Below are 26322 nucleotides of genomic sequence, written 5' to 3' on the forward strand. Positions count from 1 at the left end.
CCGGAATCACGAACGAAGCCCTCCGCGCCCTCTGTATCAGGTAACTCGACGGAGGAAAGCGACCCCCAAGATGGGTTAAACTCCCGATCGAGAAAAGTTCGCTCGACTGACGTTCGCCAAGACGATCAGTCAGCACTCAGAAAAAGAGTCGTCTCTGTGGAATCGAGCTCTCCCGCGGACACCTGGTTGACGTCCGGTTGGTTGTCTAACCGGCGGAGTCATCAGATTGCCCGGAGGGCCATCATCACACGACCGGCCAAGAGCGACGCCGGCGATCGTCGCGAAGCGGCAGAATCCCGGGATCGACGACTTGCAGTCGTCTTCTTCCGCCGCCCGAACGGCCACCGGGGTCGAGTTCAACTAGACGATCCCGGGAGCCACGCCAACGCGTCTTGGCCGAGCCAACGCGCGAGGCGCCCGGGAGTTTTGACCAAGGCCAAGTCACCGATAACCGCGGTGTCTGCTCCGAGTACATCGATCGTCGGGAACGGATCTTGCATTCTATTGATCCCAAACCGGGTGCAACAGCGAGATATTCGGTCCCGAGTGAGCTCGACGGTGAGCACGCCGCCGGCTCCTCGGCAATGATGCGATTTAAAATTTCATTTTTCTTAGAATCTTAAACCGCGTCAGCTCCATCATGTTTCGTTTCCGGCGAGGCCGATCCGATCCAAAAACGATGCATGCCGCTCCAGACGCGGTTTAATTGGACAACTCAGGTGTTGAGTAGGCTATGGAACGAATAGAGGAAGCGCTAAAACGGTCGCGCCAGGAACAAAGCGATCTGCATCACAGTCGGTCGGGTCTGACCGAACCGCTCTCGTTGCCGACATCCAATCGTCCGGGGCCGATATCCGCCGCCGAGCGAAGCCCGACCTATACCCAGACGCGAACGATTGCACTAGATCCGGAGTATTTGCGGGATCACAGGGTGATCACGGATATGACATACCCCGACGCTGCGGAGGCCTACAAAATCCTCCGTACCCAGGTTCTCCAACGGTTGCGGCTCAACGGCTGGCGTACGCTGGGAATCACGGCGACAACACAGGGAAACGGAAAAACACTGACGTCGCTGAACCTTGCGATCAGCTTGGCAATGGAGGTGAACCAAACCGTCTTGCTGGCGGATCTGGATCTCAGACGTCCGTCGTTGGCAACCTATTTGGCCGAAGAAAGACTCAATGGGCTGAGCGACTACCTGATCGGACGGTACGATATCTCAGAAATCCTCATCAATCCGGGAATCGACAGGCTGGTGATCCTCCCCGGCAACGAGCCCTTAATCAATTCGTCCGAGCAGCTCTCGAGTCCACGCATGGTCCAGCTGGTCGAGGAGTTGAAGACCCGCTACCCGGATCGAATCGTCTTGTTCGATCTGCCCCCGCTACTCGTCGGCGACGACGTCATGGCGTTCGCACCGAACTGCGATGCGCTCATGTTGGTCGTGGAAGAAAACAAAACCACCAGCGAGGAACTGCATCGCGCCTTCGAGCTACTCGAAGGCCAAAACATCATCGGCACGGTCTTGAACAAGTCCGTCTACAACGTCGGCGCGCCAGGTTACGGCGGGTATGGTGGGTATGGCGGATCGAGCGGATATGCTTGAGCAACGGCCCGAAACACTGCGCGACCAACCAAGCTCCGTAAAGCACGCATCGAGCCGCTCCAACACACTCAAACGAAAGTTGGGTCTCGGTTATTGGACGCGTCCACACAACCCGCAAATGCGCTTTTGCTCACGACTGGCGACTCAGCCCCGCAGGGCTCGTGACACCGCTCCCGCGGTGTCCCGCATCACTCGGCGCTCCGCGACAAGTGCCGCCGAATCCGGATTCACTCTCGAGGCCCCGACCTGCCTGGTTCATCAGAGCGGCCAAAAACCACGCGGACGGCCTCTGTGGAACGCCGAACACACCCTGGGGTCGGCGACTTGCAGTCGCCATCTTCGGCTGACCTGACGGTTAGCAACCGTTCAATAACAAGTGATCCATCTTAGCCCCTCTCCCCTCGCGGGAGAGGGGTTGGGGAGAGGGGGAGAATGAACGGGAATGGCTAAGTTGTTTCTGAACACCCGGCCTTAGCGGGTCGACTACGACTCGACGATCCCAGGCAGTTCGAACTCAATGCGGTCTAGCCGTACCTCTGACCGAGGCCGTCGGTACCGTATCGATCGATCGAGACCGACCCTACCACGCGAACTCCGCCCAAACGAACGTCGTCAAGGCAATCCGTCCGCAGACGAGCCGTCCGTTTCCGATGTCATTCCGGAATAAACCGCCGCAAGGGATCCGCAATCGTCTGGCTAAACGCCCTCAGCAACTCGTCGGCCTCGCCGGCATCCTGACCCGGCTCCAACGGCACTGTCAGTCGCACCAATGCCCCATCCGTTCGATTACGCACGAGCGCGTCCCAAAATAGGTACCACTTCACCAAGTACTCGTTGGTCATCAAGCGCCCGCGCTGCTGAAACCAGTAGTACACGAGAAGGCGCTCGTCCCCCATCTGAATCAGCGACCGGTTGACGCGAAGAGGACTACCAGAAGTCCCGGCGCCGGGGATCTCGACCTGCGAAAATTCCCGAATCTGCCATCCGCCCCCGGGAAGACAGGTTTTAGGCGAATGGACGGAGGCCCCCTTGCGTTGCGACTCATAATAGGCGACGTAGAGATTGACCGACTCCCCCGAGCTGGCGCGATAGTCCGACAGCAGATAGTCGTCCAACTGCAGCGCGTCCACATAGACCCGCTCCATACGATCGGTCCGCCCCACCCAGTCCCCGAAGCTATTCGGGAAAAAGAGAAACGCCGTTCGCTCCGGAACCACTTCCACCCGATCCGGCAGTTGATGGGCCAAGATACCAACAAGGGCCAGCGCAGGAAGAACGGCATAGAAGGAGACCGGGATGCGCCGTTCCTGAAACGTCGCCGTCTTCGGCAGAGGGTCCGGCCATTGGATCGCGAATGCCTCCTGCAACGGCATCGGGTAAGGACCCACCTTCGCGAGCAGCCACATCAGCAGGACCAACAGAGCCGCACAGGCCATAAACACGACCCAGCCCTCGAAATCGTGGATGAATCCCTCCGCCATCGCGATACCGCCGTGCTCCACCAGGATGCCGATCACCCCGATTCGAAAACTGTTCATCAGCACGGTGATGGGTAGCGTGGACAAGAGCAAGATTACCTTCTTCCAGAAGGCCCCCTTGAAGATGACAGCCGCGATGTAGCCCAATGCCGCCAACGGAAACAGATATCGCAGACCGCTGCACGCCTCGACGACCTGAAGCTGATAACTACCCAAATCAATGACATTGCCTTCGAGGTGGACCGTGATTCCAAAGGCTCGGATAAACGCCACCCCCAGCTGCGAGGAGATAAGCTGAAGCTCCGCGGATAGATTGTTGTACAGGAAATGCGGGAGCGGCACGAGAAACCACAACAAACCATATGCCGGGAGAATAATCTTGAACGCCTTCCAGCCCATGAGCGACAGCAATACACCGCCCAGCGTCAGCAAGAACGAATATTGTATCAAGGCATAAATCGTTCCGAGTTCTCCGACGAGGTACAGGAACAAACCCAGTAGAGCGACACCGATGCCGGCCCAACTCGACTGAAACGGCGTTTGAGCGAGGAGCGTCGACTTCTGCCAGGCAAAGAAGAGCGCGACGAATGGGAGCATGTAGCCATGGCTGTATTCCTCCGTACCCCATGCCCCAACCATGCGAGTCAAACCTTCGTGAAAGATCACCACGAGCAGCCCGAAGACGATGGCCATCCACACGACGTGAATGAACCGCGCCCTCCATGCGGTCCGCGGTTTTTCAATGATCGAAAGGGAATCGGCAACTTGAGTGGAGTCAGTCATATCAGGAGTCCCTTTGGGAGATGCTTCAGAGAGCAAGGTTCGTTGCCTCGGACCTGCATCACCCAACCATACAGATGCTCGGTTCGCGACGGCCTGCGTTGATTGCGCTGAGGATACCCGGTTCCAGTCCGTGCGACGACCATTAATAAGGCGCTCCACAGTTCCCGCGGGACACTGGCCAACCGGGCAGTGTCCACTGGGCAGCGGGCAGGGTCTCCCCCGGGATCAGGAGTTAAAGCAAAATCAATGCCGCCGGCCTCGCGGCGCTTGAGGGTCTTTTGGCTGTGATAGTCGGTGTCGTTCAGCAGTGCCTCCCGTCGAAGCGCGTGTGCGCGCGGGATTCAATCTCCTCTTTGGCCGCGGCGATGAGGGCGAGACGCTGTTCGCGCCGTTTCAGCTCCAACGGGTCAGGCCGCGGTGCGTTGTCGGCCTGATCTGCCAAACGCAGCAGTTCCTCGACCTGCGCCTCCAGGCGGTCGGGGTGTTCTAAGGCCAACGCCGTGTGCTTGCTCGCGTTGGCTTCGATCTTGATGCCGTCGAGACTGATGGTGCCGAGCTTCACCAGCCTCATCGTTTGCGGCCGATGGTGAGAGCGAGGAGCAGCACCTCGGTAAGCGGACTGAAACCAACCAACCCTTTGACAGACGACAGACAGGGAACTATTCTGCGTTCTCACAATGAACGCAGTGCGTGAAGCACCAAAACGCCCTGTTCGCCCGCGGCTGCCAGCGCAAGAACTGCGGTGGTATGGCGGTAGCGTGCCCGCGCACGACTTCGATGCCGAGTGTCTTGAGCGACGTGCTCCATTATCGCATCCTTCGCCTCTTGGAAGCGCGGCCCGACATTAGTCAGCGGCAGCTTGCGAAAGAACTCGGCGTCAGTCTTGGCAAGACCAACTACTGCGTCCAGGCTCTTCTGCAAAAGGATTGGATCAAGGTCTAGGACTTCAAGAACAGTCGCAATAAGATCGGCTATACCTACCTGTTGACGCCCGAGGGCATCGAGCTAAAGACTAAGCTCGCTGTGCGCTTCCTGAAGCTAAAGACGGCCGAGTTCGAAGCGATCAAGCGAGCGATTGAGCAGTTGCGGCACGAGGCGGACCACTTGCGGGCTCCTGACGCACTGCCGGCTCGAAAAAGGAGAATCCATGATATGCATGCCTGGTACGTGGTACACACCAAGCCCCGCAAGGAAACGCTCGCAGAAGCCAATCTCCAACGCCAGGACTTCGAAACCTATCTGCCTTGGTACAAGCGTGTCGCCAAGCACCGCGGCACCTGGCGGGAGATCACGGAGCCGTTGTTTCCGCGCTACCTGTTCCTACGCATCAACCCCGATCAGCAAACGGTCGCGCCCATCCGCTCCACCCTCGGGGTCACGACCCTCGTTACCTTCGGACAGTGCCTCAGGCCCGTACCGAACGCGGTCATCGACAGCCTCCGACGCAATGGCGATGCGCAGACGGGCCTCCCTAAAGCACCCGAACAGGATTTCACAACGGGCCAGTCGGTTACCATCAATGCCGGTCCCTTCGAAGGTCTACAAGGCATCTTCGACACAACCTGCGGCGAAGAGCGCGTTGCAATCCTGCTCGACATCCTCGGAAACGCAACAAACGTAGTCTTGGCCCGCTCCAGCGTCGTGCCAGCCTGAATGCCACCCCATCAGGCTACACCCGTTGGAGTGCAACTCCGGCCGGAACCTCCTCGCCGCTTGACCCGCGCATGCCATCCAAGGTCGGGACGCCGATCCCACGCCAAGTAAAATGGCACTCTGACCCTGAGGTATCCCCAGGATAACCTAAACATTTTCAGTGCGTTGAATAGCATTTTTTGCGCAGGATTGAACATGCACGAGAGGTCGTTGTCCCTGGAAAGCGACGAAACCCGCCAGGAGACCCCTCGTGCATGCAGGAACCATCTTACACCGCTGCCTCGATCCGTTGCTGCAGTCGATTCACCGCACACGTTTGGCGACACTGTTCGCCGCGGTGGCGGCCTGCGTGAGCGGGCCGGCGTTGTCGCTGACCGATGTGGGGCGGCGCTTCGGCGGCGCCGTCGGGCTACGCCACAAGATCAAGCGCGCCGATCGCCTGCTCGGCAATCGGCATCTGCGCCGGGAGGCCAAGTCGATCTATCAAGCCTTGTGCCGTGTGACGCTGGCGCGTGTGCGCGAACCGCTGATCCTGATCGACTGGTCGGATCTGAAGGCCGACCAGTCACTGCACCTGCTGCGCGCGTCGCTGCCGGTGGGCGGACGCAGTCTGACCCTGTACGAGGAGGTGCACCCACAGAAGAAACTCAACAACGCGGCGGTGCACGCGCGCTTTCTGCGCCACCTGAGCGCCCTGATGCCGCCGGGGGTGGCGCCGATCATCATCGCCGACGCGGGCTTCAAAGTTCCCTTCTATCGCGAGGTGCAAGCCCTGGGCTGGCGCTGGGTCGGACGGGTGCGCGGGCGCGACGTCGTGCGGCTGAAGTCGCGCTGGAGCAGCTGCAAGACGCTTTTCGCGCGTGCGACGGCCACCCCGACGGCGCTCGGCGAAGGCGACTGGGTGCGCAGCAATCCGCTGCGCGCCGTCTTCGCCTTGGAGCGTCGACCGCCCAAGGGACGTCGCGGCAAGACCGCTTTCGGACGGCGCGCGCGCTCCAAGGCCAGCACGCAGAACGCCCGCAGCACCAAAGAGCCCTGGCTGCTGGTCGCCTCGACCCGCTTCGCCGCGTGGCCGGCGAAGCGGCTGTTGCGCCTGTACGCCCAGCGCATGCAAATCGAGCAAAGCTTCCGGGACATGAAGAACCTGCCCTTCGGCGAAGGCTTGGAGCGCAGCCGCTCGCGCGGCACCGAACGCTTGACGGTGTTGGTGCTGATCGCCTCGCTGGCCGCCTTTCTGCTCTGGCTGATCGGTACCGCGGCCGAGCGCGCGGGCATCCACCGCCGGCTGCATCCGGGCAACGGCAAGCGTCGCGTCTACTCGCGGATCTTCCTCGCGCGTCTGCTGCTCGTCCTCGACAGTACCCGCGATGTGCTCGATGAGGTGCTCACCGCCATCGCGCCACCAGACCAATGGATCGCGAGCGATCATGACGGCCTGCGCGCCGACGGCGCCGCCGGGGGATGAGTTCGTGGGGATACCTCAGACTCTGAGCCCATCATCAACGGCTCGCGCCGGACAGCGCCGACACGAATACTCTAGGGTTTCCAATTTGCCCTGTGTATCTCGCCGCTGCCGATGCACAGGATCTGTTGCTCTACGATCGCGGTTACCCCGCGTTCTGGCTGTTTGCGCTGCATGAAATCGAGCAGCGTGCCTTCTGCATGCGCATGCCTTTTGGGGTTCTCCAAGGAGGTCGAGGCGTTCGTCGCCTCCGGGGTGGCCAGTGCGGTGGTGACCTTCACCTCCCGCGGCGAGGCCCGCCACCAATGCGAGGCGTATGACCGAGCAAACCGCTGCAGATCCGCCTCGTGCGGCTCGTGCTGAAGAGCGGCGAGATCGAGGTGTTGGCGACGTCCCTGCTTGATGAGGCACGCTGGCCGACCCACTCCTTCAAGGCGCTCTCACACCTGCGCCGGGCATCGAGGAGAATTACAAATGAGAAAAGTGCCGCCTGGAGATCGAGAACTTCTCCGATCTCAGCGCTCGGGTCGCGCGCCAGGATCTCTACGCCAAGCTGGTTGCGCTGAACCTCACCGCGATGCTCGCTTGGGTTGCTCAAGCGGTCGCCGACCGTCTTTCCCAGGCTCGCCGCCGCGCCTACCGCGTCAACTTCGCCAACGCCCTGTCGAAGGTGAAATACACCTTGGTGCGCCTCCTGCTTGCCGCACCGGGCACGGGATTCTTAACCGCGCTCATGGCGATGGCCACCAGCGTCGAGGCGGTCCGACCCGACCGAGCCGCTCCGCGCAACGTCAAACCGGCCAAAATCAGGGGTTGTCGAGCCGTCGTGACTAAAAGCATGCCACGGACGGATCGGTCACGCTCGTTCGGATGGCGAGTATCCCGATTCGACGCCATGTGAAGATCCGCGGCGACGCCAACCACTGCGCCCCGCATCAGGCGGACTATTTCGTCGAGCGTCGCGGGCGTCAGCGGGGACCGCGACCTGCAGCGGATCCTGCATGGCTCGCGACGCGACGCGTCTCAGCCATAACCCGTCCTGATTAGACAAGGACCACACGCCGGATCCACGGCTCGGGGCGGGGACCGCAAGCTGTCGCCGCGACCAACAGGCGTATCGGCAGGGCGTGCAGATCGAAGCGGCGATTAAACCGGTAGGCGATCGCGCCCAAGTAGCGTTCGGCATATTTGCGGAAATCGAAGCTGTGGTAAGCGCCGCTGAAGCCGGTCTTGAGATTGCCGAGGACGGTGTTGATCCAGCGGAACATCGGCAGATCTTTGGGTTTGCGCGCACCGGCGACGGTCGGCTGGTGGGTGCAGCCGATGTCGGTGACGCCGGCGAAGCAGGCCAGGCCATCGGAGACGACGGTGCTGGACGGGGCGAGGTTCGCACCCGCCCAGTTGGCGATGGCGGTGCGGGTGAAGCCGGGCAGTCGGGTGAACTTGGCGCGCAGCGGATGGCCTTGGTCGTTGAGCGAGACCGCGCCGATGAAGGGTACTTTGTTCTCCGAACTGCGGCCGACCGTTCCGGCGGCCAGTTCGGCGCCGAGATAGGCGTCGTCGACCTGCACGGTCCCGGACAGCACCGTGGCGGCCTCGCGCTCGACCATCGCCTGCATCAGCTTGTGATGGATCAGCCAAGCGGTCGGATAGCTGACCCCGAGGTCGCGCTTCAGCGCCAGGGCCGAGAGCCCGGTCTTGGCTTCGCCGATGAGATAGATCGCCAGGAACCACACGGTCAGTCCCAGTTTGGTGCCTTCGAACAGGGTGCCGACGATCAGCGAGGTCTGGTGATGGCAGGCATTGCACTGGAAGGTTTTGCGCGTGCTGCCGCGCAGCACGCAGTGCGCAGCCCCGCCGCAGATCGGACAGCGAAACCCGTTCGGCCAGCGCGAGCGCTCCAGCGCCGCCGCACATTGAGCCTCGGTGCCATAGTGCTGGAAGTGCTCGAACAACGACATCCCTTGCTGGAACTGGATCCGATTCATGGCCATGGCAGACTCCGTCGGGTCGTGGACTTGGGAGTAGTCTGCGCCGGCCGGTGGCTCATTCCGTGAGCCTGGCGGAAGATTCTTTCTAATCAGGTAACCCGTTGATCGCCGGGTACTTCACGGTGCGTTCTCAAGGCTTGAGCCGTATGCGGTGAAAGTCGCAAGCACGGTTCTTAGGGCGGGGTGGCCGTAAGGTCACCCTGCCATCCGACTCTCCGGAAGTGCGATAAGGATCTCAAAAAACGAACCTGGGAGCTGTCAAAATCACTATCAAAGTTACTTGTCTTTCTTACGGGTAGAACGAACAGTACCCATACTGATCAGTCGTGGCGCTCATCCCTAGGGATCCAGGATTGCGAAACGTTGTTGCGATTGAGTCAAGCTTTTTTGCGCCGCAAAGAAAAGCCTCTCGCCACCTGGCAAGATTTCGAGCGGGCGTTGGCTCGGTTGTGTTGCGTGCGACAGTGCCCGAGGAGGCAATGGTGTTTAGCTTACCGACGCATCGTACGTGAAGAGGTCACGGTTATAGCCGCGCTGCGTCGTGTGCGTTTACTCCCAGAGCGCTCGGCTGACTCACGTCTGTGTGCCAGAAGCGTAGGCCATGAGCCCTCCACACATGACTCGGCGGACTGAGGCGAAGCCTCGCTAGCAATTAGAGATCAATCAATGAAAGTCTCGACTCTTTCCAGGTTCTCCGCTCTTCTACTTTTCATTGTCGCTACACACGCGCTCTCAAACGACTATTTTGTTTCGCACTCCGGTGGCAATACTAAAGCAGGCACCGAAGAGGACCCGTGGGATTATAAGTCGATTGACTGGGGACTCATGGGCGGAGGAGACACCCTGTACATTATGGGTACACTCCGTGGTCTCTCGGCACCGTTTAAGGTCGGGGCCGGAGGCTCTTCTCCAGACCAGCGATTTACCATTGCAAGCCACCCTGATGATTCAGGGAAGCTCTGGGGAGGCAAGGAGCTAAGCGGAGATGCTGATTGGTTTGCTTCGTCATGTGGCGCTTATTATATAAAATATACCACGCCAGCAGATATTTATGAGTGGACAACGGACCCTTGGGAATCAATAAAGCTGACGAAGGCAGGCGGCCCTCCAACGGATGGATGCGATCTTTGGTCGGCCGCTGGGTTATGGCACTATGAAGCCAGTCTTGGGCGACTCTACTATAAGCCAACAAGCGGCACTCCGTCTGGAAAAACGCTAACCAGCGTTGTTGCCACGCAGTACGGATTGGAGATCGACGGCAAAAGCTACGTTAAGATCGACGGGCTTGTCTTTTCGCAGGCTATCCTGATTGGTATGTTCCATTCAACGAACTATGTTTGGATCAATGATTGTCGCATCGAAAACTATAAGCATTACCAGGGCGGCATCATCGTAAACCGAAGCGGCATAGCGCCGGGGCTTCAGCATGGCCGCATTTCAAACAATACAATTTCGGGCGGTCTTAATGGAATCTATTTTTTGAATCAGTTCCAACCCGATCCAAATATCGGCAACCCGGCATATTGGCTTATCGACAACAACACGATATACGATATAAACGGATCTTCGGACAGTCACGGCATCGGGATACAAGGCGGTCACGGCATCATCATCGAATACAACACGATTTATAACAGTGGCAGCGGTATAACATTTTGGGCCAGTGACGGCCAAGAACTATATAACAACACTATTCGTTACAACTACGTTCACACTTTACGAAAGGGCCCAAGTAAGCACGGCAACGGGGTGGAATTTAGCCCAGAAAACGATGTTCTCGTCGAAGATTTCTACAACAACGACATATATGGAAACATCGTCTCGGACTGCGACGGCGCTGGTATCCGCTGGAAATCCGGCGACTCGGAAAGCGAAATCTATAACAATACAGTCTACAACTGTTCTCCCAATTATTATCATCTTGCGCCATCTATGGGGCATAGCACCATCGCGTTCAAGTTCAAAAATAATATCAGCGTGAGTCCGAATGGTTATTCACAGCGCTACCATATTAGAATAAACCCAGCTAGTAGCTATGGAATCGTTGAAGGCGACATCGATCATAATTTGTATTTTCCAACTGATGGCTTACTGTTCTACACTCCTGCGGGGGAATGCGATTTCGATTGTTGGTCCGCTTACGCCGGTCTGGCAACACCTGACAGAGGTACTTCAGTTCTTGCTGATCCGGACTTCGTTTCTAAATCTCCAAGCAATTGGCAAGATTTCAGACTTAGCGGCTCTTCGCCAGCGATTGACAGAGGAGCCGATCTTGGAGACGGACTTGCTCTCGGTTGGGACCCTCGCCAACTAAGTGGGCCTCGCGCCGCGGTTGATCAAGATCTGATTGGTGAGGGTTGGGAGATTGGCGTTTTCGTCTACGATAGGAATGTGGACCTCATCGAAACTCCCAAAAGTTTACGGGTAATAGCGAAATGATTCGGCCAAGAGTTGATGCGGTCTGAGGCTGGTCTCGCGGTTGATTCGAAGAAGAATGGTTACGATTGTCGATGCTAACCATCTGCTTAAAAGGACACGACCAAGCATCTCAATCGGTTCCGGGCGCAAAGGGCAATGGGGAGTTCACGAAGCCCGGGGGTGATAGCCGCGTGCGTTCAACTGGACCGGGTATCTCTCCAGGGCAATCGTACCACGTTTCCCCTAATATTCACGCCCTTGGAGACCGTCTGTTGTGGAGAGATCTTCGGCCCCTCGAAGAGCAGTGTGGCGAGGCAGTGCTCGTCCCAACCGGCCTTCAGGCGCTTGCTCTGGATGCCGAGCTTGCTGTCGTCCTGCTGCAAGCGCGTGAAGGCGACGCGCCGAATCAGCGCCGGATTCTCCCGCGCCTCGGGATCGCCAAGAGCTTGCCCGCTGGTTCATCCTGACGCTGCGGGCGATCCTGCTGCCGATCACAGCCTCGCGCACCTCCAACCTGCTGCGCGCCATGGCCACGCTACTACTGGGGTTGTGTTCGGGGAGGCGAAGGGCTATACCTTCATGGCCTCAGTGAAGCTGCCGTGGGCGCGGCTCTGGCGGGGGACCCCCGACCCCCTCACCGACGGGCGTTTGTTGCTGGTGCTGGACGACTCGATCAATCCGCAGACCGGCACCACGGTGTTCGCCTGTCAGCGCAGCTTCGGCCATGCCGCCAAGACCAATCAAAGCCGCTTTCCGTGGGCGCAGACGATCGTCACGCTCGGACTGCTGGAGGTCATTCATGGGCGCTGGTTTTTTCTGCCGCTGGCCTTCGCCTTTTACCCGAGCTGCCCGCCATGGAGAGCAAAGCGAAGGCGCGTAATCGCAGGTAGGGATGGGCGGGAGTGCGGAGACCGCGCCCGCATCGGTATAGAAGCGTTGCGGCGTTTTCTCCTAAACATTGGGCCCGAGCGCATGGCTGGCGACTTGGTTCGCCGCTCCCCTCTCCAGCAACGTGCGCCTGGGCCGTACCGTAGCCGCAACCGTCACTCCGTCTTTGGACCGACTGACTACTTTCGCCGCAACTCTTTCTTTCCATTGCCATCTAGAAGGTTACAGCATATTTTTCAACGCGGCATCATGTCGCGGCCGCGCCAGTTACTGATTGTGGCGTTCAGGCCGTTCCGATGACCTTAGTTCTTGTGTTCGCCCTAACTGCGGTCACCATGCTGCTGCTGCTGTTCGCGCCGATGTACGGCATACTCGCCGCAGTCGTAAGCAAACCAATCATCGACATGGGGTGGGATGCGGGAATCGCCATATTCGGCCTTCGCCCGATGGATCTAATCGGCGTCGGGCTTCCAGCCGTTCTGCTGATTTGGATGGCGTCTTCTGCCGCCGGCCGGCCACGTCCGATGCAGTTCTTAGGTATCTGGTGCGCTTACCTTCTCTGCAGCCTCTTGGGGGCATTAATGATGGCCGTCGGTGGAGACATGGTTGGATCTCTCAGCTTTATGTTTCGGATACTCAACGGTTTCGTCGGCTTTTACATGTTTCAGACTTACTTCGCGGACCGCGACCGGTTTAAGAAGCTCCTCCTCGCGATGCTCATCGGCGGGCTAGTTCCAATGCTGATGGGGTTCTACGAGAGTGTTACGGGCGATCTCTTTCGCGTTCGCCAAGGCGTCGGCGACCAGATTCGTATTGCCGGGCTTTATCATAACTCGATAGCTTACCGCTATTTTGCCTACATCACGTTGACCGGAATTGGTCTCTACTGGGTCTACTTCACACCGAAATCACAACTGAAGAAGTGGTTGCTTGCAGCTTACGCGATCATCGCTCTCGTCGTGCTATACAGAGTCTATTCGAAGGCCGGTTTTGCATCGTTAGCCTTAGCACTGCTCCTGGGTTCGATCGCTGCTCGTCGCATCCTACCAGTCCTGGTCCTTGGAGTTGTGTTGGTGACTGTAAACTCGTTTATGGCAGGCGAAGTGTTCGACGAGGTGTCGACCACCTTCCTCAAGGAAACCAGCGTTTTATCAGGGGAAGAAGACACTGACCGTTTGTTTTCGGGGCGCGTAGGCGGTTGGAAGAGTCAGCTTGATTATTGGAGCGATGGGACGCTTGAGAATAAGCTGTTCGGTGGACGCGGCGGCGGGCGAGACGCAAAGGGCGGTGGTCACAACGACTACATCAGAGCTTTGCTGCAGACTGGGAGTATTGGTCTCGCCGCTTATATACTTTTACTTGCTGTATTGGGGTTTCGGATATTCCAACGTTTCCTTAGCGATCAGAACTGGTTGAACACCGTTGCTGCGATCCTATACTGCATGTGGATTATTGATAGTATCGGCCTCACTCCGGCAGTATATACGCACTTCCAATGGTACGTTTGGGGTTTTGTAGGGCTTGCTATGCGCGGTGTCAAAGGGCTGGGTGACGATAAGCGGAAGAACGAGGTGGTGGTTCCGCGCCGGGTTCGGGATCTGAAAAGGTCACCCGAGTAGCGATGCGACTCGCCTGTCCGACAGTGCCGGCGGGATTGCGTTGGTTGCTCGGGGTGCGGATTTGGAGATGCCACACGCGAGGCCGCCCCGGCAAACGTCCTATCATGAATAATCGTCGGGGAAATGTAGCTTCTAGTGGATCAAGTGAAACGGGCACTACATTACGTCGGATACTGTGGAGAATGTCGGGTTTCGTCGTGCGCACCAAGCATTGCGTGCCGTCCTGGTGGACGAGATGACGTACCTTCGTGTCCGGCCGCATCGTCACTGCTGATTCCAATTGATCGTCCCCGGATTGTGGTTCTTTGCCGGTACTGTTATGCGCGCACCCGCCCAGACGGGTGACGCTTTCTAGAATGAATTAGTAGCGGACTGGAGTTCTTCAGCCTTTCGGCATTCGCCACTAGTTCTCTCAAATAGCGAAACCGGCAGTTCCCGGCGAAGCCGGGGGTTGAATGCGCGAGCCGCGCAGAGTGAAGGGGGACGATAACGCTGCCCTACGCGGTTCTTCGGCCAACTCAATGCGGCCTGGCAGCTCTAGAATTGGAGTTGAACGCGGTGTTGATCGTCTTCTCTCCCGGTGCTGGATGTATGCGCGGTTCCGCGGTCACCGCCGAGGTCGTGCTCTCCACGCATATCGCCTGCACCGAAGCGCGCCTGCTCGGCGCATGCGCTTTATACCTTATCCATTGGGGAGTCAGAGTCAGTGCGCGTACTGCTTGCACACAATGACTACGGTCAGTTCAGTGGCGAGGAAGCGGCTGTGGAGAACGTCGCAGCCGTGCTTCTATCACACCACCACCAAGTTGTCTGGCTGCGTAGTTCCTCTGCCAATGTCCGTGTCTCCGCGCTGGAAAAGGCTAAGGCTTTCTTTTCCGGTATTTATAGTGTTCAGGCCAGAAAGGAGATTTTGAGCCTATTGGAGGCGGAGCCATTCGATATCGTTCAGGTCCAGAACCTCTACCCGTTCCTATCCGCGTCGATCCTGCCTGCGTGTCGAAGGAAGGGCATCCCAGTCGTGATGCGGTGCCCAAACTATCGGCTGTTCTGTCCGAGCGGTTTGCACCTGCGGGCGGGGAAAGTATGCGAAGACTGTTTGGGTGGTTTAAGGGAATGGCACTGCGTGGCTCACAATTGTGAGGCTGACATTCTGAAGAGCCTCGGGTATGCAGCGCGTAACGCGTTCGCTCGATTAACCAGCATGATTATCGACAACGTAACGGTATTTGTTGTTTTGACGGAGTTCCAAAAAGAACGTTTCAAACAGGCCGGAATTCCGCAGGAGCGTATCGAAGTTCTTTCGAACCCAGGGCGAATACCTCGCTGCGGCCGGCAGACGGACGTCGGCCGGTATGTATCTTTCGTTGGCCGCGTGAGTAGGGAGAAAGGCGTAACGGAATTTTTGAATGCTGCGCGCCGTTTGCCTAACGTGTTATTTCGCATTGCCGGCAGTACGAGCGCGATGCCTGAGATTGAACAGAACCCTCCGCCGAACGTCGAGTTAATGGGGTTCGTGTCGGGTGATGTACTCGAGGAAATTTACCAGAACACGCGCATCCTGGTTTCTCCAAGCACCTGTTTCGAGGGATTTCCGAACGCGATTGCTCAGGCTATGGCCCACGGTAAGCCAGTGGTTGCCACCCGAATCGGCGCCGCACCAGAGATCGTGGACGACGGGGTGACCGGGCTTTTGGTTAATCCTTGTGATGCCAGGGACTTGGCTGATAAGATCGCGTACTTATGGCAGCGACCGGCCTTGTGTCGGGAGATGGGCCGCGCGGGCCGCGAAAAGGCGAGCGCGGTATACAGTGAAGAGCTCTTTTACCAGCGCCTCATGGAGATCTACGCTAAAGCAACGGCCCTGTGTATCCGATGATCACAAATACGGTGCCGTCGCGGGCGAACTCAGCCTGCCGGTCCCTCTTGCCCACAGGCTCGATGGCGACTGGTTGTGCATAGACGCATCGGTTACGCTCTTTCGAATAGCGACAATCTCGATCCGACTCGACATCAACGTACGCGGCAACGCGAATCCCTGCGACCCGCAGGACACCGACGCTTTTTGGGGGACGTCATGCACGTAGGATGGGGTACCAGGCGCCTGGCGCTCGACCCGATTGGCTCCTCTATAACAACGTGTATCGGCTACAACCCTGTTGAACACGTCGTGCCTCACAGCCCCTCTTCAAGGCTTGGGGCGAGTTTGGTGCAAGTAGCAATGACGATTCGTATCCTCCGGGGTGACGACAGCTTCGCGTCGTTACCCAATGGGACGGTCCGGCCTTTTCCCTGCAAATGAAGAAGGTTCTCTCTGTTTTTGGAACACGACCAGAAGCCATCAAGATGGCACCACTGGTCAAGGAATTATCGAAAAATCGCGGTGCTTTCGAAAGTCGGGTTTGTGTGACGGCACAACACCGGGACATGCTCGACCAGGTTCTTGAACTGTTCGAGGTTCATCCGGAATACGACTTGGACATCATGAGGCCGGGGCAGAGTCTCACCGATGTTACTTGCAATGTCCTGCGGCGTTTGGCTCCCGTGCTGGAGGAGCTCCGCCCGGATGTGGTACTGGTTCACGGCGATACCACCACGACCATGGCGGCGAGCCTGGCCGCCTATTATCAGAAGATCGATGTGGGGCATGTGGAGGCCGGACTGCGCACAGGAAACAACTACTCCCCTTGGCCGGAAGAAATGAATCGACGACTGACCGGGGCGATCACGCGATACCACTTCGCGCCGACATCACGTTCGCGGCAGAACCTGCTGAATGAAGGTGTGGATGAGAAGTGGATTCTAGTCACTGGCAACACCGTAATCGACGCTTTGCTCAATGTGGTCGAAAGACTGCGCACCGATTCTACGTTACAGCGCCAGATGGCAGAGAAGTTTTCGTTCTTTGACGAAAAAAAGCGTCTGATTCTGGTCACCGGGCACCGTCGCGAGAACTTTGGTGCGGGATTCGAGAATATCTGTCGGGCGCTAAAGTCTCTTGCCGAGGTCTATGCCGATATAGAAATCTGCTACCCAGTGCATCTCAACCCTAACGTCAAAGAACCTGTAAACCGTCTTCTTGCGAGTATTTCGAACATCCATCTCATCGAGCCCCAAGAGTACCTTTCGTTCGTTTACCTGATGGATCGTTCGCATTTGATCATCACCGACTCCGGCGGGGTGCAAGAGGAGGCTCCAAGCCTTGGTAAACCTGTGATGGTCATGCGTGACACGACTGAAAGGCCAGAAGCAGTCGATGCTGGCACCGTCAAGCTAGTGGGTACAGATTACGATGCAATCGTCGCTAGCGTGTCATCTTTGCTCGATAATGGCGACGCATATAGGCTAATGGCGCAGGCAGTCAACCCTTACGGAGACGGCAAGGCCTGCGCAAGAATCATAGGGGCTTTAGCGAGTTGATGCCTTCAAGATCATTGAAGAGTATTGCATATACCTTTACACCTTCAACACTTCATCCTTTTCTCAAGAGGATCGAAGCTTCCGATGTAGGGTCTCGCTTGGCCAAGGGCGTGTTCTGGTCTTTGGCGGGATCGGCCATCTCGCGGGGCCTCATGCTGTGCGCCATGGTTCTGGTCGCCCGAATGCTGGGCACGACCGTATATGGCGAACTTGGGATGATTCACACCACTGTCGGCATGCTAGGCGCTTTTGCAGGATTCGGTCTCGGGCTGACCGCCACCAAACATGTGGCTCAATTTCGGCGGAGCGATCCCGAGCGCACGGGACGCATCATTGGGCTGTCGGGGCTTTTCGCCATGGGTACCGGTGGCCTGATCGCTCTGGGTCTCTTCATCTTCGCTCCCTGGCTGGCTGAGCATACCATTAACGCTCCGCACCTGGCCGGGGTCCTGCGGATCAGTGCGCTGATTGTGTTCATCAACGCTCTCAACGGTGCCCAGACTGGGGCCTTGGCCGGGTTCGAGGCGTTCAAAACAATAGCCCGCGTGAACCTTCTTGTCGGCCTCACGTCCTTTCCGTTCCTCGTCATTGGTGCATATCTTGGTGGCCTGACCGGAGCCGTTTGGGCTCTCGCGCTCAATCTCGGGTTTAACTGGCTATTTAACCACATTGCGCTGCGTCAGGAAGCCCACCGCTCCAACGTCCCGCTGAAGTTCCAGAATTGCCGACAGGAAGTCCCGATTCTATGGGCATTCAGTCTGCCTGCAACGCTCAGTGGTATAATTGTTGGCCCGGTTCTGTGGGTCTGTTACGCGTTTCTTGCGAATACACCGAACGGCTATGCTCAGTTGGGCTTCTTCACGGCCGCCATGGTATTCCAGAAGGCAGTTTGGTTTGTTGCGACAAATCTTAACAACCCGCTCCTTGCAATCGTATGCAATCGCACGTTTGACCCGGAAGGCAAGCTGGCTCGCTTGAATATACTGTCGACGTGGTCGTTGGGTTTGGTGTTGGCTGTACCGCTGCTTACGTTTCCAATGATCCCCGAATACGTGTTCGGTAGTGAATTCAAAGCTGAAGACTTTAGAATCACGTTTGCAATCGTTATGGCCTACACTTGTGTCCGGCTCTACAAAGATGCGTTGAGCCGAGTGTTGGTGGCGAAAAGCTTGTTATGGCTTTCGGTTCTAAGCAACACGGTATGGGGTGCTATAGCGCTATTCGTAGGATACCGAGCAGTTCAATGGGGCGCGATGGGTCTTGCCTTCAGTCTATTGATTGCGTACACAGCAAGCGCTTTGCCAATCATGATTATCTGCCATCTTAAAGGACTGATGCCACGGAACACCCTTTTTTCAAGAACCGCCTTCGCAATATGGGTGGTTATTGGATTATTGCTGCTACTCGTTTTTACAGAAATTAATTTAATAACAAGAGTTTTCGTTTTTGTTGTAGCGGTCGTAGCGATATGTCTTGCATTTTTGCGACTCAGCAAGCCCGTGTTGAGTTAGCGAGATTTCCGAAACGAGCAACGCGACAGCTGATCCTAACTGATCGACAGGTCAATATTATTCGCGCTTCTAGGGCTGGAGTGGTGGAGTTTGAAAGGCTTCACGGTCGGGCGCGCTGCGACAGTCGGTAGAAGGGTTCGCTCACGATGGCCGGGTGCTGGAGGCTGATCGCGTTATTGGGTAAGCGAGGCGAGGATCCTTTAGTCCCGGTGTCAAAGCCTTACCTGATTACCAATGAGCCTCAGCCAACTTGAGCAGACGGTAGGGCATGGGCGGGGTTCGCGCGGCCGCAATGCCGAGGCGCGGCAGCATGGCCGCCAGGTCGAAGCGGCGATTGAACCGGTAGCAGAACTCCGCGAGGTAGCGCGGCAGATGTTGGGAGCTGGCCTTATGATAGGTGCCCCTCATCGCGGTCTTCACGTTGCCGAGGATGGTGTTGACCCACTTGCGCTCGGGCAACTCGACGCCGCCGGCGCCGCTGCCGGTCACCATGGCCTGGTGCTCGATGCCGGCATCCGCGATTCCGCGAAAGCAGGCGAGGCCGTCGCTGACGACGATGCTGTCGGGATGAATGAATTTGGCGGCCCAGTGCGCCAACTCGGTCTTGCGGAATCCTGCAACCACGCTCATGCGCAGCGCGATCGGGTGGCCCTTGTCGTTCTTGGCCACGGCGGCAACGAAGGGGTCTTGTTGGGCGAGCCGCGTCCGGGGGTGCCGCCATGAACCTCGCCGCCCCAGTAGACGTCGTCGATCTCGATTACCCCGCTCAGTTGGCGATCGGCGTCGCGTTCGAGCATGACCTGCAGGAGCTTGTGCTTGACCTTCCAGGCCGTGGGGTATGACACCCCGAGATGGCGCTTGAGCTCAAGCGCGGAGATAGCGTTTTTCTGTTGCGTGAGAAGATACATGGCGAGAAACCGGACGGTCAGGGGCAGCTTGGTGTAGGCGAAGATCGTCCCGGCGGTCAACGAGGTCTGGTGGTGGCAGTGCCTGCACTGCATCAGCTCGCGCGTGCGCAGCGCCGTGAAGTCCTCGGCATGTCCGCACTCCGGGCAGACGAAGCCCGCCGGCCAGCGCCAGCCGAACAGAGCGTCGGCGCACTGCTCCTCGGTGCCGTACTGCGCAAGAAAGTCAGGCAAACTGAGACCCTTCTGAAACTGGATGAGGTTCTTGGCCATGGTGCAGACTCCCGGTGGTGGTCACGGCACCAGTGTGCGACCGCCGGTGGCTCAAAACGTGAGCCTGCGGAGTCTCGTTGGTAATCAGGAAGCCTTATGCGGTATCGCCGCTCGGGTGCCCTCGTGGACTGAATTGTGTTGTGCCTGAGGGGCATTGGGGGAAAGTATTGAGCGTCTTGCCGGCAACAAGAGGAGGGGATGGTCGGTGGGTCCCGGAGATTGAACTCTGGGGCTGGTGGAGGAGCCTGTGGGAAGCCGAGGACATGCTCATCCGGCATCCGCCTCTATGCCGATCACGATCGCGATACCAGTGCGCAGTTCCGCAGGGAGTTGACGACGGTCCTTGATCTCGGGCGCTTGCCCTCGGGCAGGTTCGCCACCGACGCCTTGGTGCTGGCCTGTGCCCAACAGGCATACAATCTGCGTCGCTGGATCGCACAAGAGGGCCTGTTCCGCGCCGATGCCCTGCTCCGGCGTAAGGCGAAACGCGGGTGCGTGCCTAGAGTGTTAGGGGAACCTCGGTGGGCTCGACGATCGCCACAGCGTCCTCCCGCGGGCGTCGGATCTGGCCCACCCCCCGGCGTCCTCGAACGTCTCCCCTGCGCAAAGGCATCGGAGGTCGAGACAATCCGGCGCGGTCGCTCCTTCACGCGTGGCAACAAGACGGACCAAACCAAAACCTTTCCACGCCAACTACACACGCTGCCGATAGGGGCCCAAAGTTGTGGTTCGGGAACTCATTCAGGCGACAGTCCTAGTATGCCCCCAGCGTAGAATAATTTTCGTAGAGCGAGAACAAGGAACGCTCACCTGGTTGGCAAGAAAACTCAGCCGCCCCGGGTGCCACTTGGGCGCCAAGTTGTTGTTCCGTTGCCACGAACGCGCTTCGGGGCTTCGGGCGGATCTGTGGGCCCTATCCTGTATGCCGCAGGCTGGGCCTGCTCCTGCCAAGGGCTCTTCAGGATCTCATGGGGTTATGATATTTTTTATATCAACAACCTGACTCTTGCCTGCCGGCAGAACCCCATTCGGACGCGGCTCATCATGATGTTCGACATTGACACCCTTCAGACCCTGCTGAACCTGCCTGATATCGCCATTGATCGCGTTGTGCTCGGTGAGCGCAGAACGCTCGAGATCCACGTCCACAGCACCCTCGAGGGGACGCACTGTCACCGTTGCGGCAAGCCGATCGACCATGGCTATGGGCTTGGTCAAGAGATCAAGCTGCGTCATTTGCCCGTGTTTGATTACAACACCGTCCTGGTTTTACGACCCACACGCTATCAATACCGCTCCTGCGAAGGGCGGCCGACGACGAGCCAGACGCTGTCGTGTTATACGCCACGCGCCTCGATCACGAAGCCCTTCGAGCAGCAGATGTTGCTCGAGTTGATCAACAGTACGCTCGAGGATGTCAGTCTCAAGCATGTCATCGGTGTCGATGCGCTGCAGGGGCTTCTGGATCGCCGCATCGAGCCCGAGGTCGATTGGAACGGGATCGAGACGCTGGAGGTCATCGGCATCGACGAGATTGCGTTGAAGAAGGGCCATCGCGATTTTGTCGTCGTGATCAGTGCCTATGTGAAGGATCGGCTACATGTCATCGCGCTGCTGCCCGAGCGGAACAAGGCTGCCGTGGAGGCGTTTTTTCGTAGCACTCCCAGCAGCTTGCGGCGCACCGTCGCGGTCGTCTGCTCGGACCTTTACCAAGGCTTCATCGGTGCCGCAAAGGCCGTGTTCGGCAAATGCGTCCTCATCTGCGCGGACCGCTTTCATGTCGCTCGCTTGTATCGCGAGGGATTGGAGACCCTGCGCAAGCGCGAGTTTAAGCGGCTGCGTCGCACGCTCTCCAAAGCGTCCCTCGATGAGCTCAAGAACGCGCATTGGATCCTGCGGCATCGTCGCACCGACCTGAATGCCGACGAGCGTCGCCTGCTCAATCACCTCTTCGCCCATTCCCCGAAACTCAAAGACGCGTATGAAGCCTGCGAGGCCCTCACCGCCATCTACGACAGTCGCCTGTTGAAAAGTCAAAGCAAGCGCAAACTGCGCGGCTGGATGCGCCGCGTCACCAACCGTAAGCTCACCTTTTTCGATCGTTTCATCGGCACGCTCGAGACGCGTTTCGAGGAGATCACCAATTATTTCGTCGGCCGCCGGACCAGTGGATTCGTGGAGGGGCTCAACAATAAGATCAAAGTCATCAAGCGCCGCTGCTATGGAATGCCGAGCCTCAAACACCTCTACCATAGAGTGTGCTTGGAGCTCGATGGATACGCCCAATTCGGGACCGCTCGCGAATGAAATAAGCACTTGCCGATCGAGCGCTCAGCTCCGCGAGGCATGGAGAGCGGAGCGAGGCCGAGCGGCCCCCGGTAGGCGTTGGCGCGTGCGTGCCGCCGCAGTGGCGAAGCGGCCGTGGTCGCGAAGCGGCGAAGGCGGTATGCAAAGCGCATCCGACACGCCGTCGAGCCATTCGTCGCAGGGCCGTGCGCAGCCCGACCGCGCCCCTCGGGCGCACGTCGTGGCGCAGCGCGGCCCGGAGCGGGGCGAACCGGGGCCAAATCAGGTCGTCGCCAAGGAGCGAGTCCGTCCGGCGGCAGGAGCCCCCGGACGGATTCACGAGCGACACGCGACTCTCCGGCATTTTTTGGGGTTAGCGTGTACGGCCGAATTTGGCTTAAGTACCTGTTTTCAAATAACCCATACGTTCCCCTGAAATCCGGCAGAGCCCTGCCAAGAACGGAATGCAGCATAAAAACAGCGTGTTACGCAGCCCGTGAGCGAACCGCTTTTCGTTGGTAATCAGGAACTCTTAATGATGATACAGATCCAGCATGCTCACAAGTGGCGAACTCAACATTGCAAGAACCAAGAACGTTTACCACGTAAGGCAACTGCCACATGAATTCGGCAGCCCCGCAGCGGTCTCCGAAAACCGGACCCTACGTAGAACATTATACAGGGGCGACTGTTGCACTAAAGGGTGCTTACGGCCTCTGGAATCTGGGTGACGATGCGCTCATGCTCATGTGCTATCGCCTGCTGCGCAAAGTGTTTCCGCCGGAAGCAATCACTGTGCAATGCTTTGATGCGATGTATCTTGAGAAACATTTGCCGGGAATACGCACGGTTTCCGCCACTGCCCAGGTGGTAGATGCAGACCTTCTCGTATATGGAGGGGGTACACAGTTTTATTCTTTTCCCCTTACAGGTACCCGCGTGAGCGTGTATCGAAGACAGCGCCTGCTAAGAGCTTTAGCGCGTCCACACCATGTGTTGCGTTACTTATTAGACAAACACGCACCACCTCAAACACAGATTCAAAGAGTAACCCGGCATTCCGCGGCCGTCGCTGTGGGTATTGGTCCATTTATGCCTGACTCGATTCAAGAAGACAAGGCAAGAGCGGTTCTGAGCAACTTAGAATTCATTTCCGTCCGAGACCCTGCATCTCTCGACGTATGCACCGATTGGGGTCGCGAAGACGTTATTCTCGGTAGCGACATATGCTTCCTACCAGGCCTTCTGAAACTGACCACCGATGAGCGCCTTTATGCCCCGGTCAGGAACAAAGCTGGAAAAAACATTGGGATTGTTTTTCGGCGCTGGCCGCATTCTCAGGAAGGTGCTGCATACGTAAAGCCCCTTGTGCAAGCTGCCAGTCACCTGCGGACTTTGGGGTACCATGTAACCTGGATCTCCTTCTGCAAAACAGAGGACGCACAAATTATCGGTGAGCTGGGCGAGGCCGCCAATTCCATTCTTTATTGGACCCCGGAGCAACTGGATGTCCCGCAGTTCTTAGCAATACTCGCGCGCTTCGACTGCTTCATAACCGCACGATACCACGGCGCTGTCTTTTCGACGTTACTTCGAAAGCCGTGCGTATGCGTGGAAGTCGAACAGAAGCTCGCTCTAGCATCAGAGTGTTTCGGCATGCGTCCCTATCTTTGGGAGCAACCATTCCGCACGAATAACTGCATTGCTGCTATCGATGCGATCTTCACGAACTATTCCCACTGCGTTCAACAAATAGATGTGGCGGCAACAATCCAAACCGAGCTGGCGCAAAACATGGCCGCACTATTTGTTGCGTTTCTGCGAAGATTTTTAACGGGACATCGACAATGAACGGGGAATAATGTGTTTGGAACGTCTTGAGGCGATGGCCGAAATCAGGCGGTTGGTGATCTAGAGTCACGTCTGATCCACCTTGTCATTTTTGCATTATTAGGCAGTGCAATGGCTCGTCGCGAATTACTGTTTCAGGCTACAGGTTCCCTATCCAGCGAAAGACCATGGTACTTAGGCCATAGTGGTCCTCATGTCATACTCCGCATGGGGAGGGGTGGGTACGAACTAACCGTGCACCCCTTGCTTGCGATTGCAACGGAGCGGCACAGTGCGCTTGCTCGCAGCGTTCTTGCGGTGGTTTCAATCGTCGCCGTAGTGCGGTCGAATCTCCTACCTTTCATCAAAGCACTCTTTTACCATCAGGCGGAGATACAACGAAAATGCCTATTATTTTCTCGACTGTGCTGCATATCATGAAGTGTCGGAGATTTGTTGCTATGTTGAGGTGGGCCGCTCATATGGTTTCTCCCGAAACAGTCGTTCTATTGCATTATTTAATTCACTCTAAGACTAAAGATGGGATCAAAAGAATCCGCATAGGACGATTTACGATATCATTAAGCAAGGATAGAAGCTCCTAGGTCCCGCTTAGAGGTATATTTGCCGTGAAGTAGATATTTCATCGATATTCCAGTAGCGCAAACTGCCGACAGTGAATCAAGTGAGCTACATTGGCTTAATGGGTCATGCCCGGTCTAGAAAATCTAAGTACTACAGGTTTTCGGTTTCTCTTTACCGATGATCTGGAAATTCTCATTCAGCAAGGTACGCAGTTGCGGAGCAAAAGCGTCAAGACCGTGAAAGAATGCGCGGCACGCGGTTCGAAATTGCTCGAACGTCTCGTAATAATGATTGTAAAGCACCTGGCGCTTGAAGAATTTCCAGAAGCGCTCTATGAGGTTGAGATTCGGACAATACGGCGGCAGGGGTTCCAATCGAATTCGCGATGTCGTCAGATAGGCGGCTACGGCTTTCGATCGATAGTACCGAGCGTTGTCGCAGATAACGATGATCCGCGGCGCAGCGGGATCGGCTTGCTCGAGCTGTTGGAACAAAGCGATGGTCGAGGCCGCGTCGATGGTGTCGTCGAAGCGCACTTCGGCATGCAGCGTCTCGACATTGATCGCCCCGTTGATATTGAGCCGCTGCCGCCCGGTGTTGCTCGCGATGGGGTGCTCTTTGCCGCGCTTGATCCAACCGCACCCGATCACCGGATTGTGCTGCGGATGGGTGGCGTCGATGAAGTAGATAACGTCGGCTTCTGCTTTGTTTTCCTTGAGGTTCCGGTACTTCTCGACGAACGCCTCTTGAACGTCGGGTGCCGGGTTCCGGCCCAGCTCCAGCTTGGCTTTCTTATAACTGTACCCCAGCCGGTGCAGGAGCGCGGTCATCCCGCTCGGGGTGTAGCGCACGCCCCAACGCTGGTCGACGACTCGGGCGATGGCCTCCGCCGTGGGATAGAGCTCATCCTTCAAGTGAGCGTCGAGTTCCCTAAGCTGGTCAGCATCAAGCAACGCTTCGCTGCCCACGAAGCTCATGCGCAGCAACTCCTGAACGCCGCCTTTCTTGTAGCGCTTTTAGTAGCTCCGGACAGTATCCGTTTCGATCAACAAGGCGTAGGCCACGTCCGCCGCCGGGCGACCCTGACCAAGCACGATGACGGCATTGATTCGGTACGCCTCGCGAACCTCGCGCGTGGCCCGATGGGCCGCACGCAGCTCGACGATCTCCGTAAGGCTCAGTCGATAGTCTTGCATGACCTGAAGTTTAGCATCCACGTCGAACCGTTACATGCCGAAGCTCAACCGAAAACTTGTGTGAGACTGGTATAGTATGGCGCTATATAGCCGCACGGCGACTTATAGGCCAAGAATATATATGGAGGTGGGCTCAGCAGGGCAAGCGCATCAACCGCGGCTAATATTAAGAGTACCTAAATGAATATTCTGCCCCGCGGTCCGTGGCCGCTCAAAGAGGAGCTTTTCCAAGTATCGCTCGTCCCAGCCCGCCTTGAGACGTTTGTTCTGGATGCCGAGCTTGGTGCTGTCGTTCTTCAGCCGCGACAGGGCGATATGGCGCAACACCGCGAGGTTCTCGCGGGCCTGCGTCTCGCGCACGCGGCAGTCGTCCTCGCGCATGGCCACATCGAGGCTCCAATGCAGATCGTTCTCCACA

Annotated in this window: 18 protein-coding genes and 2 pseudogenes; 12 read left to right on the forward strand and 8 right to left on the reverse strand. The window is 57.6% G+C overall.

The window, feature by feature from the left end:
* Nucleotides 1-943 precede the first annotated feature (943 nt).
* Nucleotides 944-1609, forward strand: coding sequence for a CpsD/CapB family tyrosine-protein kinase (locus LT988_RS23765; protein ID WP_232407983.1), 666 nt, complete (start codon nt 944-946; stop codon nt 1607-1609).
* A 653-nt stretch (nt 1610-2262) separates the two neighbouring features.
* On the opposite strand, the gene xrtD is transcribed toward LT988_RS23765, so the two are convergent.
* Nucleotides 2263-3870, reverse strand: coding sequence for a VPLPA-CTERM-specific exosortase XrtD (gene xrtD / locus LT988_RS23770; protein ID WP_232407984.1), 1608 nt, complete (start codon nt 3868-3870; stop codon nt 2263-2265).
* Nucleotides 3871-4171: 301 nt separating this feature from the next.
* A complete protein-coding gene (locus tag LT988_RS23775; RefSeq protein WP_232407985.1) occupies nt 4172-4432 on the reverse strand; it encodes a hypothetical protein in 261 nt (86 codons plus the stop codon).
* A gap of 128 nt (nt 4433-4560) precedes the next feature.
* On the opposite strand from LT988_RS23775, the gene LT988_RS23780 reads away from it, so the two are divergent.
* From LT988_RS23780 to LT988_RS23790, 3 genes are all read left to right on the forward strand, one after another.
* On the forward strand, nt 4561-4812 hold the full coding sequence (locus LT988_RS23780; protein ID WP_232407986.1) for a winged helix-turn-helix transcriptional regulator: 252 nt from the start codon (nt 4561-4563) through the stop codon (nt 4810-4812).
* 81 nt (nt 4813-4893) lie between these two features.
* A complete protein-coding gene (rfaH, locus tag LT988_RS23785) occupies nt 4894-5523 on the forward strand; it encodes a transcription/translation regulatory transformer protein RfaH (protein WP_232407987.1) in 630 nt (209 codons plus the stop codon).
* A gap of 250 nt (nt 5524-5773) precedes the next feature.
* Entirely contained in the window at nt 5774-6988 is a 1215-nt protein-coding gene (locus tag LT988_RS23790; RefSeq protein WP_232407988.1) for an IS4 family transposase, read from the forward strand.
* 71 nt (nt 6989-7059) lie between these two features.
* Here the strand turns inward: LT988_RS23790 and LT988_RS23795 are convergent, their stop codons facing one another.
* Complete coding sequence (locus tag LT988_RS23795) at nt 7060-7266, reverse strand: hypothetical protein (RefSeq protein ID WP_232407989.1); 207 nt, start codon at nt 7264-7266, stop codon at nt 7060-7062.
* Between the two features lie 762 nt (nt 7267-8028).
* A complete protein-coding gene (locus LT988_RS23800; protein ID WP_232407990.1) occupies nt 8029-8979 on the reverse strand; it encodes an IS1595 family transposase in 951 nt (316 codons plus the stop codon).
* A gap of 663 nt (nt 8980-9642) precedes the next feature.
* Here LT988_RS23800 and LT988_RS23805 point away from each other — a divergent pair.
* From LT988_RS23805 to LT988_RS23830, 6 genes are all read left to right on the forward strand, one after another.
* Nucleotides 9643-11415 (forward strand): right-handed parallel beta-helix repeat-containing protein, encoded by a 1773-nt coding sequence (locus tag LT988_RS23805; protein ID WP_232407991.1) that lies wholly within the window; start codon nt 9643-9645, stop codon nt 11413-11415.
* A gap of 333 nt (nt 11416-11748) precedes the next feature.
* Nucleotides 11749-12582 carry a hypothetical protein gene (locus LT988_RS23810; protein ID WP_232407992.1) on the forward strand — a complete coding sequence of 278 codons (834 nt, stop codon included), beginning with the start codon at nt 11749-11751 and terminating at the stop codon, nt 12580-12582.
* A gap of 35 nt (nt 12583-12617) precedes the next feature.
* Nucleotides 12618-13901: a hypothetical protein gene (locus LT988_RS23815; protein WP_232407993.1), complete on the forward strand. Its 1284-nt coding sequence runs from the start codon at nt 12618-12620 to the stop codon at nt 13899-13901.
* Nucleotides 13902-14607: 706 nt separating this feature from the next.
* Nucleotides 14608-15777: a glycosyltransferase family 4 protein gene (locus tag LT988_RS23820; protein ID WP_232407994.1), complete on the forward strand. Its 1170-nt coding sequence runs from the start codon at nt 14608-14610 to the stop codon at nt 15775-15777.
* A gap of 419 nt (nt 15778-16196) precedes the next feature.
* On the forward strand, nt 16197-17318 hold the full coding sequence (gene wecB / locus LT988_RS23825; protein ID WP_232407995.1) for a non-hydrolyzing UDP-N-acetylglucosamine 2-epimerase: 1122 nt from the start codon (nt 16197-16199) through the stop codon (nt 17316-17318).
* 98 nt (nt 17319-17416) lie between these two features.
* A complete protein-coding gene (locus LT988_RS23830; protein ID WP_232407996.1) occupies nt 17417-18829 on the forward strand; it encodes an oligosaccharide flippase family protein in 1413 nt (470 codons plus the stop codon).
* Nucleotides 18830-19057: 228 nt separating this feature from the next.
* On the opposite strand, the pseudogene LT988_RS23835 reads toward LT988_RS23830, so the two are convergent.
* A pseudogene (locus LT988_RS23835) lies at nt 19058-20007 on the reverse strand (IS1595 family transposase).
* A gap of 1044 nt (nt 20008-21051) precedes the next feature.
* Here LT988_RS23835 and LT988_RS23840 point away from each other — a divergent pair.
* Together LT988_RS23840 and LT988_RS23845 are read left to right on the forward strand one after the other, a co-directional pair.
* The gene (locus LT988_RS23840) at nt 21052-22314 is read left to right on the forward strand and encodes an ISL3 family transposase (protein WP_232407997.1); all 1263 of its coding nucleotides are present in this window, start codon (nt 21052-21054) and stop codon (nt 22312-22314) included.
* Between the two features lie 600 nt (nt 22315-22914).
* Entirely contained in the window at nt 22915-24144 is a 1230-nt protein-coding gene (locus LT988_RS23845; RefSeq protein ID WP_269752082.1) for a polysaccharide pyruvyl transferase family protein, read from the forward strand.
* 707 nt (nt 24145-24851) lie between these two features.
* Here LT988_RS23845 and LT988_RS23850 read toward each other — a convergent pair.
* From LT988_RS23850 to LT988_RS23860, 3 genes and pseudogenes are all read right to left on the reverse strand, one after another.
* Nucleotides 24852-25712: pseudogene (locus LT988_RS23850) on the reverse strand (IS630 family transposase); the annotation flags it as partial.
* A gap of 12 nt (nt 25713-25724) precedes the next feature.
* Entirely contained in the window at nt 25725-25904 is a 180-nt protein-coding gene (locus LT988_RS23855) for a hypothetical protein (protein ID WP_232408000.1), read from the reverse strand.
* 150 nt (nt 25905-26054) lie between these two features.
* A complete protein-coding gene (locus LT988_RS23860; RefSeq protein WP_232408001.1) occupies nt 26055-26321 on the reverse strand; it encodes a hypothetical protein in 267 nt (88 codons plus the stop codon).
* Between the last annotated feature and the right edge of the window lies 1 nt (nt 26322).

This window comes from Thiocapsa bogorovii, assembly GCF_021228795.1.
In the GTDB taxonomy this organism is placed as follows: domain Bacteria; phylum Pseudomonadota; class Gammaproteobacteria; order Chromatiales; family Chromatiaceae; genus Thiocapsa; species Thiocapsa bogorovii.